This is a genomic window from Paractinoplanes atraurantiacus (genome assembly GCF_900215205.1).
In the GTDB taxonomy this organism is placed as follows: Bacteria; Actinomycetota; Actinomycetes; order Mycobacteriales; family Micromonosporaceae; genus Actinoplanes; species Actinoplanes atraurantiacus.
Window position 1 is genome coordinate 58,729 of the sequence record NZ_OBDY01000031.1, and the last position, 12,902, is coordinate 71,630.

Genomic DNA, 12,902 nt, shown 5'->3' on the forward strand with positions numbered 1-12,902 from the left:
GTGATCTCCAGCTTGAAGGTTTCCGGACCGTAACGGGCTCCGGCCTTCCGTTGACAGCCTATTCACTACACCGCAAGTATGAATAGCGCCATTCAGACGACCGCCCAGGAGAACCATGATCACTTTCGAGGACGTCGTCAAGATCTACCCCGGCGGCGGTACCGCGGTCGACCACCTCTCGATGGAGTTGCCGACCGGAAAGATGACGGTTCTGGTCGGTCCGTCCGGCTGCGGCAAGACCACCTCGCTCCGCATGATCAACCGAATGGTCGAGCCGACCTCGGGCCGCGTGCTGATCGACGGCCAGGACGTGTCGGGTCAGGACGAGGCCCTGCTGCGCCGCGGCATCGGGTACGTCATCCAGCACGCGGGCCTGTTCCCGCATCGCACGGTGCTCGACAACGTGGCCACCGTGCCCATGCTGCTGGGCAAGACCCGGCGCGAGGCGCGCACGGCGTCGCTGGAGCTGCTCGAGCGCGTCGGCCTGCCCACCGAGTTCGCCAAGCGCTACCCGGCGCAGCTCTCCGGCGGGCAGCAGCAGCGCGTGGGTGTGGCCCGGGCGCTGGCCGCCGACCCGCCGGTGATGCTGATGGACGAGCCGTTCAGCGCGGTCGACCCGGTCGTCCGGGCTCAGCTGCACACCGAGTTCCTGCGCCTGCAGCAAGACCTGGGCAAGACCATCGCGATGGTCACCCACGACATCGACGAGGCCATCAAGCTCGGTGACTACGTCGCCATCCTGCGCCAGGGCGGGGTCCTCGCTCAGTTCGGCACACCGCAGGAGCTCCTCGACGCCCCGGCCGACGAGTTCGTGGCGTCGTTCGTCGGGCGCGACCGGGGCCTGCGGAGCCTCTCCTTCGATTCCGCGGCCGACGTGCCAGTGGTCCCCCCGGCCTCGTCGGCCGATCTGATCTTGGAAGGCGGCCGCCCGATCGCGTGGCGCACCGCCTCCGGCGACCGCGCGATCGCCGGAACCTTCACCAAGGCCGACTCCCTGCGGATCGTCACCGATCTGGCGATCAGCTCACCGGTCGGCATCGCGGTCCGAGTCGACGACAACGGCGTGTGCGACGGCATCGTCCGGCATCACGACCTCGTCGACTACCTGATGGAGCGGCGCGCCTCGTGATCCAGTACCTGCAGAACAACTCGGACACGGTGCTGGCCGCGCTGCGGCAGCACCTCTACCTGGCGCTGGTGCCGGTGCTGCTCGGCTTCGTCATCGCGCTGCCCGTCGGCTACCTCGGCGTGCGCTTCCCGTGGCTCTACCACCCGCTGGTCAACGTCTGCGGCGTGCTCTACTCGATCCCGTCGCTGGCGCTGTTCGTCTTCCTGCCGGTCGTGCTCGGCACCAAGATCCTGTCGCCGCTCAACATCATCGTGGCGCTGACCATCTACACCGTGGCCCTGCTGGCCCGCACGGTCGCCGACGGCCTGCGCTCGGTCGACAAGCTGGTCAACGAGGCCGCGACCGCGATGGGCTACCGCCGCACCCGCCGGCTGATCGACGTCGAGCTCCCGGTCGCGCTGCCGGTCATCCTGGCCGGCCTGCGGGTGGCCACAGTGGCCAACATCAGCCTGGTCAGCGTCGGCGCCCTGATCGGCATCGGCGGCCTCGGCCAGCTGTTCACCCGCGGCTTCCAGCTCTTCTACCTCGAGCCGATCATCGTCGGCATCGTCCTGTCGGTGCTGCTGGCCGCGGTGGCCGACCTCATCATCGTGCTGATCCAGCGCGCCGTCACCCCGTGGGCCCGCGCATGAACCTCTCGTACCTCTTCGACCCGGCCAACTGGGATCCCAGCGCCGCCGGCGGCTTCCCGCAGTTGTTGCTCTCCCACCTCTGGTACGTCTTCCTGGCCCTGCTCATCGGCACGGTCATCGCCCTGCCCATCGGCCTCTACATCGGGCACACCGGCAAGGGTTCGTTCATCGCCATCAACGCCGGCAACGCCGGGCGCTCCCTGCCCACCCTCGGCCTGCTCATGCTGATGGTCACGCTGCTCGGCCTCGGCCTGCTGCCCGTGCTCATCGCCCTGACCGTGCTCGTCATCCCGCCCATCCTCACGTCGGCGTACGCGGGCATGCGCACCCTCGACCGGCGCGTGGTCGACGCCGCCAAAGGCATGGGCATGCGCCCCTGGCAGGTGCTCACCCGCGTCGAGCTGCCGATGGCGCTGCCCGTGATGATGGGCGGCTTCCGCAGCGCCGCCCTCCAGGTGGTGGCCACCGCGACGGTCGCCGCCGCGGTCGGCCTCGGCGGCCTCGGCCGCCTCCTGATCGACGGCCTCGCCGTCAACGACTACTCCCGTGTGCTGGCCGGCGCCATCGTCGTCGCGGTGCTGGCGGTCGTGCTCGACCTTTTCCTGGCGCTCGTGCAGCGCTGGGTCGTGTCGCCCGGTGTCTCCGGGCGCTTCTGAAGGAGATTGTGATGTTCCGTATACGTACGGTCGGCGCCCTGGCCGCCGCCTTCTCGCTGGCACTCTCCCTCACCGCCTGTGGCGCCGACGAGGACCCGCTGTCGTCCGACTCCGGCAACTCCTCGGCCGGCGCGTCGGCCGTCACGGTCGGCTCGGCCAACTTCGCCGAGAGCGAGCTGCTCGCCGAGATCTACTCGCAGGCCCTCGAGGCCAAGGGCGTGCAGGTCAAGCGGCAGTTCAACATCGGCGCCCGCGAGCTCTACCTGAAGGCGCTGCAGGACGGCTCGATCGACCTGCTGCCCGAGTACAACGGCGCGCTGCTCTCGGCGCTGCACACCGGCGGCGCCCCGCAGGGCGTGTCCAAGCCGGACGACGTGCTGGCCGAGCTGAAAAAGGTCCTCCCGGCCGGCACCGAGGTGCTGGAACAGTCGGCCGCCGAGGACAAGGACACCCTGACCGTCACCCAGGAGACGGCCACCAAGCACAACCTCAAGACGATCGACGACCTCAAGCCGGTCGCCGGGCAGCTCACGATCGGCGCCGGCCCCGAGTGGCAGGAGCGCTACCAGGGCCTCAAGGGCCTCGAGGAGCTGTACGGCGTCAAGTTCAAGAAGTTCCAGCCCCTCGACGCGGGCGGCCCGCTCACCCTGAACGCGCTGCTCGACGGCAAGATCGACGTGGCCAACATCTTCTCCACCGACTCGGCCATCGCCACCAAGAAGCTGGTCGTGCTCGAGGACCCGCGCAACCTCTACCTGGCCGAGAACATCATTCCGCTGATCCGCACCGAGGCCAACAACCCGACCGTGTCGGGCGCCCTCAACGCGGTCTCGGCCAAGCTCACCACGGAAAACCTGACCCAGTACCTGGCCAAGGTGCAGGTCGACAAGCAGGACACGGCCACCGTGGCCAAGGCCTTCATCAGCGACAACGGCCTCTGATCAGGAGCGCGACCACCAGTCGTACGGCCGGGGTCCCGGTGTGAAACCGTGGGCCTCGGCCATCGCGACCGCCCCGGCGAAGCCGCGAGCGAGCTCGTCGGGGTTGTGGGCGTCGCTGCCGAAGGTGACGGCCGTGCCGCCCTCGTCGCGCCACCAGCCCAGGATGACCGGGCTCAGCGGCACCGTCGTGTTGATCTCCAGGGCGCGGCCGCTGCCCGCCAGCGCGCGCAGGGCAAGACGGAATTCCTCTTCGAAGGCGTACGGGTCGAACGGGCCCGCGGCGATCGGCCACTTCCGCGCGGTGTAGTCGATGTGGGTCAGGACCTCGAAGGCGTCCGAGCCGGCGACCAGGTTCGGGATCTCCAGCAGGTAGTCGCGGACGACGTCGGCGGCGGGCCGCTCGGCGAAGGCCGGGCCGACCTCGGCCAGGCCGCCGGCCACCGGAACCGTGTGCAGCGAGCCCACGACCCGCTCGAAGTCGCCGCCGGCCAGCAGCTTGGTGACGGCCTCGGTGTGCCAGTGCGGCTCGCCCAGCTCCAGGCCGGTCAGGATCCGCAGGCTCGGGAAGCGGTGCCGGCAGCGGTCGACCGCGTCCAGATAGCCGTCCACGTCCAGGGGCGGGGCGGTGAAGCCGACCCAGGCGGTGAAGTCGAGATGCTCGGTGAAGGCGAGCGCGGGCAGGCCGATCTCGACGGCCCGCGCGCAGGTGGCGGCCATGTCGGCGCCGCGGCGGCCCGCGTCCCAGGACCATTCGCTGTGCACGTGGTTGTCGGCGGGAAGTTCCAGGGTCATGACGGGCCCTTTCAGACGGCTGCTAGCACGACCACCCCGAGGGTGATCAACGCCGCGGACGTGATGCGCTGGAGCTGATCTTGCCGCAGGCGCAGGGCCAGCCGCGCGCCGAGGACGACACCTGCAGCGGCGATCACACCGATCAGCGTTCCCTTGCCGTAAACGACAAGACCTTGATAGGCGTACGCGGCCGTCGCGAACCCGACGAGCGGAAGCTGGATCACCTGTCCGGCCGCGACGGCGGTCACCGCCGGGACGCGCAGGGCGAGCAGCACCGGGATCAGGAAGACCGGCCCGCCGGTACCGGTCAGCGCCGAGCAGAACCCGACCAGGACGCCGACCGCGATCGTTGTCGTCGCGCCCATTTCGCCGGTTCCCGCGGTTGTCCGGCGGCGAAGCAGCAGGTGGTAGAGACCAGCCGCGGTCGCGAAGACGCCGAGGGGGATCATCACGACCGGGTCGGGCAGCATGCCGTTGACCAGCGAGCCGAGCGCCGCGGCCGGTGCCACGCCGCACGTGAGCAGGCCGGCCATCCGCCACGGGACGGCCTTGTGCCGGGCGTAGGCGAGGGTTCCGGCCAGCCCGGTCAGCAGGAAGCTGAAGGTGCTGGTGCCGGCCGCGGTGTGCGGGTCGAGGCGGGCGAACCAGGTCAGCGCGGGCGGCAGCGCGACGCCGCCCACGCCGACGGCGCCGATCGAGATGCCGACCAGGACAGCGATGAGGGCGATCACGCCCACCTGGTTACCCGCGTCACCCATTTGTCCAACAAATGGCTCAAGCGGTTAGGGTCGGATCATGCCGCAGCTCACCCGCAACGTCCCCCTCGCGCAGCAGGTCGCCGACCAGCTGCGCCGCCGCATCGCCGACGGCGAGTTCCCGGTCGGTTCGCTGCTGCCGACCGAAGTCGAGCTGACCCGCGAGCTGGGCGTCAGCCGCAACAGCGTGCGCGAGGGGCTGCGCTCGCTCGTGCACGCGGGCATCCTCGGCGCGCGCGCCGGCTACGGCACCTTCGTGATCGCCACCAGCGACCTGGCGCCCGCCCTGGCCCGGCGCATCCCGCGCGACCGGGCGACGGACGTGGCCGAGGTGCGGATGCTGCTGGAACGCGAGGGCGCCCGACTGGCCGCCACCCGGGCCACCCCGGAGCAGATCGAGCAGCTGACCGCGGCGCTGGCGGCCCGCGAAGCGGCGACGGACGGTCCGTCGTACGCGGCGGCCGACTTCGCCTTCCACCAGCAGCTCCTCGAAGCGTCGGGCAACGCGCTGCTGGCCGAGCTGTACCGGGGGAGCGGCGGCAACGAGCAGAGCCTGCTGCACCTCAACTCGCCCGAGGTCGACTTCGCCGCGGCCCGTCCCGTCATCCGCCCGATCGACGACGAGCACACCGCGATCGTCGAGGCCGTCATCGCCCGCGACCCGGCCGCGGCGGCCGCGGCGGCGGAGCGCATGGTCCGGCTGTCACACGAACAGGCCGGACTCGATCGGTGACCACCATCGAACGTCCGCGCCCGATCACCCGGGCGCTGAGCCCGGCCCTGGTGCTGACCGGCCTGCTCCTGGTGGCGGCGAATCTGCGGGCCGGCATCACGACCGTAGGGCCCGTACTCGAAGACCTCGAAGTTGACCTCGGCTTCTCCTCGCTGACGGCGTCGGTGCTGGTCAGCCTGCCGCTGATCGCCTGGGGTGTGGTGTCGCCGTTCGCACCGGCGCTGGCCCGGCGGATCGGCCTGGAACGAGCGCTGGGCGCCGGGCTGGCCGTGCTCGCGGTGGGCCTGGTCGTCCGGTCGCTGCCGGCGATGCCGCTGCTCTGGATCGGCACCGGCCTGCTCGGCGTGGCCGTCGCGGTCCTCAACGTGGTGCTGCCGGCCCTGGTCAAGCGCGACTTCCCGCAGCGCATCGGGCAGGTCACCGGCGCCTACTCCGCGGTGCAGTCGGTGTTCGGCGCGATCGCGGCCGGCGCCGCCGTGCCTGTCGCGGCGCTGACCGCCGCCGGCTGGCGCCTGCCGATGGGCATGTGGGCCGGCCTGGCCCTGATCGGCCTGGGCGCGCTGGCCCCGCAGCTGCGCCGCCACACGGTCGTACCGTCGTCAGTCACCCACCACGCACCCGTGCACCGCAGCCCGTGGCGGTCGGCGCTGGGCTGGCAGGTGACGGCGTTCATGGCGGTGCAGTCGGTCGTCTACTTCGTCCTGATCACGTGGCTGCCCTCGATCGAGACCTCGGCCGGCATCAGCGCGACCGCCGCCGGCGTCCACCAGTTCCTGCTCAACGGGTGCGCCATCGCCGGCAGCCTGGCCGCCTCGGCGGTCATCCCGCGCCTGCGTGACCAGCGCCTGCCCGCGGTCGTCGCCCCCGTGCTGTTCGCCATCGCGGCCGGTGGCCACCTGGTCGCCCCGTCGTCCGCGGTGATCTGGGACTGCGTGGCCGGCGTGGCCGGCGGTTCGAGCATCGTGCTGGCGCTGTCCTTCATCGGCCTGCGCACCAGCCACCACTCGCAGGCGGCCGCCCTGTCCGGCATGGCCCAGTCCGTCGGCTACCTGGTCGCCGCGGCCGGCCCGATCGCGGCCGGCGCCCTGCACGACGCCACCGGTTCCTGGACACCCACCCTCATCGTCGTCCTGGCCATCCAGGCCCTGCTCATCCTCTTCGGCTACCTGGCCGGCCGCCGCCGCGTCATCGGCTGACCCATCAGGCCCTCCACCAGATCGGTCAGGGGAGCGAGCAGCTCCTGCTCGGTGGCGGTGGCCAGCGGCTGCACCTGCAGCGACGAGCGCATCATGGCGATGCCCAGCGTCGCCGCCAGCACCACCTCGGCCCGCAGCACCGCCTCCGGATCGCCGGTCACCTGGGCCAGCCGCTCACTGACCGCCCGCAGCACGCCGCGCCGCATCTCGTCGATCCGCTCGTCACCGGACGTACGCAGCAGCAGGAGAAGCCCTTCCATCCGCCGCGGCGAGTCCTCGGCCCCCGCGATCCGCCGGGCCAGAACCGCCGCGACGTCGTTGGGCGTGGTCTGCTCGGCATCGCGCCGAATCTCCGCGAAGGCCGTGTCGAGGCAGGCCTTGAACAGCCCCTCCTTGGACGTGAAGTACCGGCTGATCAGCGCCACGTTGACGCCCGCGTCCTCCGCGATGTCCCGAACCGTCGTGGTGGCGTACCCCTGCCGCGCGAACCGGCATCGAGCGACTTCGAGCAGTTGCTGCCGGGTCCGTCCCGCGTCGCGCCGCCTTTCCCGCTCTGCCGCCACGACCCCGCCTTTCGCTCGTTACGGCAGTGTAAACGCTCATTGACTAACCTGGAGCATGTGATCCACAGCTCAAACCGCTGTCTAGTCACGCTCCGGGGGGTCTAGGTTACAAGTCAGCGCACGTTTACTACTGTTTTCGCACCCCGGAGGGCCGCCATGGCTCGCGTATTCGAGGAGTGGGCCAACCTCCCCTCCGCCGACACGGACCTAGCCGTGCCACCCTTCTCTTTCCTGTACGCCACCACGGCCGCCCTGGCCGCCTCCATAGCCGTGGCCGCCGCCACCACCCACTACCTGCGCGCCCGGAGAGCCACCCGCTCGACCCGCTCGGCCCGCCCCACTTCCTTGACGGCACGGTCCCGGTGATGCTGCGCGCCCGCCGGCCCGGCCCACCTCGCCGGCGGCGTAGCCGCCCGAGCCCCCGAGCCTGCGCGCGCCCTCCCCGCCGCTTCTCCCTCCGCTCGCGCCGCTTCTCGCTCCGTCCCCTTCGCCCGGCTGCCCGCCGCCTCGCTCCCGCCGCCCTGCGTCTCGCCCCCGTCGTCTTTCCTTTCGCGCCGGCCGCCCTTCTCTTCGCGCCCGCCGCGTTCCGCCCCACCGTCAACCGGCCCGCAGAGCCACCCCCGCCGCGGTCGAGGCGGAGTTGGCGCCCCGCGCTGCGAATCCTGCTGTGGACCGCCGCCGCGGCCGCCGTGGTCATCGCCCTGCGCGGCCGAGTGCCCGAGCCGTCCTCGGTGGCATCCGCGCTCACCCGAGCCGATCCACGCTGGCTGGCCATCGCCGTAGCCGCTCAACTCTTCTCCCAAGCCGGCTTCGCCCTGCAGCAGCGCACTCTGCTCTCCGCCCTGAGCACCCACCTCACGGTGCCGGACGCCCTGGCCATCACCTTCAGCCGCACCGCCATGGGCTCGGTCCTACCCGCCGGCTCGGCCATGTCCGCCGCTTTCGCCCTACAGCAGTTCCGCCGCCGGGGCGCCCCGGCCGCCACAGCGACCACCGCCGTAGTCCTCTCCGCCACCGCCTCCATGCTCGGCTTGGCCACCCTCTACGCAGCCACGGCAACCACACACCTGGCCCCCATCCGCGCCGCCGAACTGACCGCGGCCTTCATCGCCCTCGCCGCGGGGGCCGCCGTCTTCACACGCGTCCGCCGCTCCCTCCCGCTCCCCGCCGCCTTCCGGCCTTCCCGTTCCCCAGCTGCCCCAGCCGGCTCGCCGATCCGGGCCATTGGCTCGTCCGCTCCAGCTCCAGCGGCCTCGTCCACTTCGGTTGCGGGCTCGTCTGCTTCGCCGGGCCGGGTCGTCGGTTCGGCCACCTCGCGGGTTCCGGTCGTGGGGGAGTGGCGTGGGTTCACGGCCGGCCGGCGGAACCTCGCCGCTCTCGCCCAGCATTGGCTCGGACGCGCGGTCACGCAATCGCGCCGGATGGTCGGCGAGGCGAAGACCGTACACCCGCGGCATTGGCTCGTTGCCCTTGGCTACGCCACCTTGAACTGGGCGCTCGACCTCGCCTGCCTCATCGCCGTCGCCCAGGCGTGCGGCTTCCCGCTGAGCCCGCTGCAGCTCACTTCGGTCTACTTGGCGGTGCAGATCGTCCGCCAGATCCCGATCACCCCGGGCGGCATCGGACTCATCGAAGCCAGCCTACTGACCGGCTTCCTGGCCGCCGGCGCCCCAGAGGCCCCAGCCGCCGCCGTAGTCCTCGGCTACCGCATCATCTCGTTCTGGCTGATGCTCCCGATCGGCTTGGCAACCTACTTCAGGTTGAGCCGCTCCCAGCCGTCACCGTCGCGTGCCTAACTGCCGCTGTCACCTCCTATCAAGGGCAGAAGCCCTCATGGCGCTAAGGCCGACGCCCCCGACGGCACCAGCGGTAGGCCCGTCAAACACCGCACCTCTGTCCAGCGCCCAGGTCAACCCGCACCCGCCGCGCCGCCCCTCGCGCCCGCCGCGCTGCGCCGCGCCTCGCGCCTGCCGCGCCGCGTCGCCCCTCGTGCCCGCCGCGCCGCGCCCCGCGCCCGCTGCGCCGCCCGCACCACGCGCCCGCCGGCCACGCGCCCGCCGCGCCGCGCCGCCCTCGCGAACGCGCCGCCCTCGCGTCCGTGCTACCCGCGCCGCCCGCGCGCCGCGCACCCGTGCCGCGCCCGCGCGCGCCCGCCCGCGCCGCCCGCCCGCCCGCGCCGCTCCACGCCCGCGCCGCCCTCGCGCCGCCCTCGCGCCGCGCACCCGTGCCGCGCCCGCGCGCGCCCGCCCGCGCACCCGTGCCGCGCCCGCGCGCGCCCGCGCACCCGTGCCGCCCGCCCGCCCGCGCCGCTCCACGCCCGCGCCGTGCCCCCACGCCCGCGCCGTGCCCCCACGCCCGCGCCGCGCGCCCGCCCGCGCCGCCCGCCCGCGCCGCGCGCCCGCCCGCGCCGCGCGCCCGCCCGCGCCGCCCGCCCGCGCCGCGCGCCCGCCCGCGCCGCGCGCCCGCCCTCGCCGCGCGCCCGCCTCGCCGCGCCGCCCTCGCGCCGCCGCTTCGCCCTGCGGGGCTCGCTGCGCCGCGCCCGGTCGCGCCGGAAAGTGTGCGCGTCTGGACACTGCGCAGTGTGACGTAAGCAATTGTTGACTTACCCTGGGTCGGGGCGATAATAAGTCAGCAATCGTTTACATCTCTGGTTCGGGGTTCCCATGACGCAAACCATCGACGAGTCGCTGCCGGCGGCGCCCGGGCCGGCGGGCGAACGCCGCGCCGGCAATCTGCTCGTGCTCTACCTGTCGCTGGGAGGTCTCGCCTTCGCGGTCCTTCAGTCGCTCGTGGCGCCCGCGCTGTCCACCATCGGCCGTGACCTCGGCGCCGACACCAGTGACGTCAGCTGGGTCATCACCGCCTACCTGCTCTCCGCCTCCGTGCTCACGCCCGTTCTCGGCCGCCTCGGTGACATGGCGGGCAAGCGCAAAGTCCTGATCGGCGTCCTCGCCGCCCTGGCCGCGGGCACGCTGCTGGCCGCGCTCGCCCCCAACCTGGGCGTGCTCATCGTGGCCCGCGCGCTTCAGGGTGCGGCCGGCGCGATCCTGCCGCTCTCCATCGGCATCGTGCGCGACGAGCTTCCGCGCGAGAAGGTCAGCGTCATTGTCGGCCTGCTCTCGGCCATCTTCGGTGTCGGCGCGGGTGTCGGCATCGTCGGCGCCGGCCCGATCGTCGAGCATCTCTCCTGGCACTGGCTGTTCTGGCTGCCGCTCGTCCTTGTGGTCATCGCCCTTCTCGGTGCCATCTTCGGGATGAAGGAGTCCCCGGTCCGTACGCCCGGGAAATTGGATGTTCTCGGCTCTTTGATCCTGTCCGTGTCGCTGGTGTCGCTGCTGCTGGCGATCAGCAAGGGTCAGTCGTGGGGTTGGGGCGCGGGCAAGACCGTCGGCCTGCTGATCCTCGGCGTCGTCACACTGGTCGGTTTCGTGCTGGTCGAGCTACGGGTCAAGGAGCCGCTGGTCGACATGCGCCTGATGCGGCTGCGCGGCGTCTGGGCGACCGACCTGGTCGCGCTGATTCTCGGTTTCGCCATGTTCGGCACGTTCCTGCTGGTGCCGACGCTGCTGCAGCTTCCCGACGCCACCGGCTACGGCTTCGGCAAGTCGGTCTCGCAGTCGGGTCTGTTCCTGCTGCCGACCGTCGTCATGATGGTCTTCTTCGGCCCGCTGGCCGGCCTGCTCAACCGCAAGTTCGGCCCGAAGCTGCCGATGTTCCTCGGCGCCGTCTCGGTGGTGGCCGCCTTCGCCCTGCCCGCTTTCGCGCACGGTCAGATCTGGCAGGTGCTGGCGTCCGGCGTACTGACCGGCGCCGGCATCGGCCTGGCTTTCTCGGCCATGTCGAACGCCATCATCGAAAGCGTCCCGGCCGCGCAGACGGGAGAAGCAACAAGCGTCAACACGATTGCCCGTACGGTCGGTAGCAGCATCGGAACAGCGGTGGTGGCCGCCGTGATCTCGTCCCACGCGACTCCGCAGGGCCTGCCCACCGACAATGCTTTCACCATGGGCTTCGCCGTCTGCGCCGGCGTGGCGGTCCTGGCGGTGGTGGCCGCCCTGGCCCTCCCGTCCGCGCACCGCCGCCACGAGGAGGCCGTCGAAACGGGCGTCGAGGACCTTCCGCCGGAGCCCGAGGAGCTCCACCTGACCCACCGCCGCTCCTGACGCCATCCCGAAACCGGCCGCGGCGACTCCTCTCACCGCGGCCGGTTCGTTGCCGGGCGCCCGGCAAAAAGACTGAAAAGGCTCGATGGGAGCGCCCGATCAAGGTAGAGTCTCGCCGCCCACTACAAGATCCATCCAGGAGGCGGCGTGGCCCCGGACGTGTTCGTATTGTGGGGCGGCCTGGTCCTGATCGTCGCGCTCGTGATCGCTGCCCTGCTCCGCCGGCACCGGATCCGTGGGTCCGCCGCCCCGCTCCAGGCGGACGGGACGAACTCGGTGCGGCTCCGCCGGAGGAACCGACTCCGATGGAGGCGCCGGAGAACGCCACGGCTCGGCCCGTTTCCGCCGCGCGGTCCCTATCCGGGCCCCTTCCGGCCTGCGGAGCACTACCCGCCCGGCCCGTACTCCGCGGTGCCGGCCCCGTCATCCACTGAGCAGGGCACCCCGGAGAATCCGGCACCCTCGCCGCCGAAGCACCCCTGATCAGATAGCGGGCGCTCGTTCCATCCCTGAGCCGAACCCGAGGCCAACCAGCTCTGCGAGAGCGCGCGCAAAGGATCCCATGACGTTGTCCACAGTGGCCAAAAGCGCACCATGCCTCGTGAGAATGAGTTACACAGGTCTCACGACGCGGGACCTTCGCTTTCACACGCCGGCCGACTCCTGGTGAATGTCGAGGCCGACCTCGAGGTCGCCGTGGCCGGACGGGTGGTCTACGCGGAGCGACTCTTTCCGGTTCTCGAGTTGGCCCGCGAGCTCGTTGAGTGGATCGAGTTGGGCGGCGGCAGCGACTTCCTCCCGCACTCGCTTTCCTTCGACGCGGTAGGCGCCGTCTCGATCATGCGGAGGAGCGACGGCTGGACGGTGAGCTCTGTCTTCGAGCCGAAGCTCGTATCGTGTCGGTGCGGGGAGATGAGTCGCGGGCGGGCCTTCAGCCCGCCGGTGGTCGATCTGCCGGCTCGGCGCTTGTGCGATAGTCATCGAGCAAGTCGAGGAGCAGACGTATCGCGTCCAGCTGAGCGTCCGGCGGCATGCTGTTGATATCGAATCCCGCCTCCCGCGCCGTCGGAAAGACCGTGAAGGCTACGACCGCCGGCCAGTGCAAGCTCGTACGCCGGCCCGTGAGGCGTATTGCCGTGTACTCCTGAAAGCCCTGCAACGGCCTTGCGTCGAGCGCGGAGTTGTAGCCCTCCAAGAAGGCGACAGTGGTCAGGAACCGGTCGTCGCCGACATACATCCGGCGCCGGTTTCGCAGATGAAAGCACAACTCGCTTAGTTCCACTGAGCCTCGCCTTGACCAGGGAGTACGGCAACGGCTTGCCGATGGTACCGATGCGTGTGC

Annotated in this window: 14 protein-coding genes; 10 read left to right on the plus strand and 4 right to left on the minus strand. The window is 71.4% G+C overall.

Annotated features, from left to right (window positions below):
- Nucleotides 1-115 precede the first annotated feature (115 nt).
- From CRP55_RS42575 to CRP55_RS42590, 4 genes are read left to right on the plus strand one after another with little or no spacing between them, the layout of a single operon-like run.
- Complete coding sequence (locus CRP55_RS42575) at nucleotides 116-1,129, plus strand: ABC transporter ATP-binding protein (protein WP_097327710.1); 1,014 nt, start codon at nucleotides 116-118, stop codon at nucleotides 1,127-1,129.
- A complete protein-coding gene (locus CRP55_RS42580) occupies nucleotides 1,126-1,761 on the plus strand; it encodes an ABC transporter permease (RefSeq protein WP_097327711.1) in 636 nt (211 codons plus the stop codon). Before CRP55_RS42575 ends, CRP55_RS42580 begins: the two co-directional genes overlap by 4 nt.
- Nucleotides 1,758-2,417: an ABC transporter permease gene (locus CRP55_RS42585; RefSeq protein WP_097327777.1), complete on the plus strand. Its 660-nt coding sequence runs from the start codon at nucleotides 1,758-1,760 to the stop codon at nucleotides 2,415-2,417. The genes CRP55_RS42580 and CRP55_RS42585 overlap by 4 nt, the downstream gene beginning before the upstream one ends.
- An 11-nt stretch (nucleotides 2,418-2,428) precedes the next feature.
- Nucleotides 2,429-3,358 carry an ABC transporter substrate-binding protein gene (locus CRP55_RS42590; protein ID WP_097327712.1) on the plus strand — a complete coding sequence of 310 codons (930 nt, stop codon included), beginning with the start codon at nucleotides 2,429-2,431 and terminating at the stop codon, nucleotides 3,356-3,358.
- On the opposite strand, the gene CRP55_RS42595 is transcribed toward CRP55_RS42590, so the two are convergent.
- Nucleotides 3,359-4,150: a PHP domain-containing protein gene (locus CRP55_RS42595; protein ID WP_097327713.1), complete on the minus strand. Its 792-nt coding sequence runs from the start codon at nucleotides 4,148-4,150 to the stop codon at nucleotides 3,359-3,361. It abuts the gene before it with no gap.
- Between the two features lie 11 nt (nucleotides 4,151-4,161).
- Nucleotides 4,162-4,908, minus strand: coding sequence for a sulfite exporter TauE/SafE family protein (locus CRP55_RS42600; RefSeq protein WP_097327714.1), 747 nt, complete (start codon nucleotides 4,906-4,908; stop codon nucleotides 4,162-4,164).
- Between the two features lie 37 nt (nucleotides 4,909-4,945).
- Between CRP55_RS42600 and CRP55_RS42605 the strand changes: the two genes are divergently transcribed.
- On the plus strand, nucleotides 4,946-5,638 hold the full coding sequence (locus CRP55_RS42605) for a FadR/GntR family transcriptional regulator (RefSeq protein ID WP_097327715.1): 693 nt from the start codon (nucleotides 4,946-4,948) through the stop codon (nucleotides 5,636-5,638).
- Nucleotides 5,635-6,834 carry an MFS transporter gene (locus CRP55_RS42610; protein ID WP_097327716.1) on the plus strand — a complete coding sequence of 400 codons (1,200 nt, stop codon included), beginning with the start codon at nucleotides 5,635-5,637 and terminating at the stop codon, nucleotides 6,832-6,834. The genes CRP55_RS42605 and CRP55_RS42610 overlap by 4 nt, the downstream gene beginning before the upstream one ends.
- On the opposite strand, the gene CRP55_RS42615 is transcribed toward CRP55_RS42610, so the two are convergent.
- The gene (locus tag CRP55_RS42615; protein WP_245923722.1) at nucleotides 6,801-7,397 is read right to left on the minus strand and encodes a TetR/AcrR family transcriptional regulator; all 597 of its coding nucleotides are present in this window, start codon (nucleotides 7,395-7,397) and stop codon (nucleotides 6,801-6,803) included. The two genes, CRP55_RS42610 and CRP55_RS42615, sit on opposite strands and share 34 nt — an antisense overlap.
- 213 nt (nucleotides 7,398-7,610) lie before the next feature.
- On the opposite strand from CRP55_RS42615, the gene CRP55_RS42620 reads away from it, so the two are divergent.
- The 4 genes from CRP55_RS42620 to CRP55_RS56575 all read left to right on the plus strand — a co-directional run bounded on the left by CRP55_RS42620 (nucleotide 7,611) and on the right by CRP55_RS56575 (nucleotide 12,601).
- Nucleotides 7,611-7,763 (plus strand): hypothetical protein, encoded by a 153-nt coding sequence (locus CRP55_RS42620; RefSeq protein WP_179855581.1) that lies wholly within the window; start codon nucleotides 7,611-7,613, stop codon nucleotides 7,761-7,763.
- 323 nt (nucleotides 7,764-8,086) lie between these two features.
- Complete coding sequence (locus CRP55_RS42625; protein WP_179855582.1) at nucleotides 8,087-9,193, plus strand: lysylphosphatidylglycerol synthase transmembrane domain-containing protein; 1,107 nt, start codon at nucleotides 8,087-8,089, stop codon at nucleotides 9,191-9,193.
- Between the two features lie 867 nt (nucleotides 9,194-10,060).
- Nucleotides 10,061-11,560, plus strand: a complete 1,500-nt coding sequence (locus CRP55_RS42630) for an MFS transporter (protein ID WP_097327719.1) — start codon at nucleotides 10,061-10,063, stop codon at nucleotides 11,558-11,560.
- 594 nt (nucleotides 11,561-12,154) lie between these two features.
- Nucleotides 12,155-12,601, plus strand: a complete 447-nt coding sequence (locus CRP55_RS56575; RefSeq protein ID WP_438865848.1) for a DUF7878 domain-containing protein — start codon at nucleotides 12,155-12,157, stop codon at nucleotides 12,599-12,601.
- On the opposite strand, the gene CRP55_RS42635 is transcribed toward CRP55_RS56575, so the two are convergent.
- On the minus strand, nucleotides 12,492-12,797 hold the full coding sequence (locus tag CRP55_RS42635; protein WP_097327720.1) for a hypothetical protein: 306 nt from the start codon (nucleotides 12,795-12,797) through the stop codon (nucleotides 12,492-12,494). The genes CRP55_RS56575 and CRP55_RS42635 overlap by 110 nt on opposite strands.
- Nucleotides 12,798-12,902: the final 105 nt, after the last annotated feature.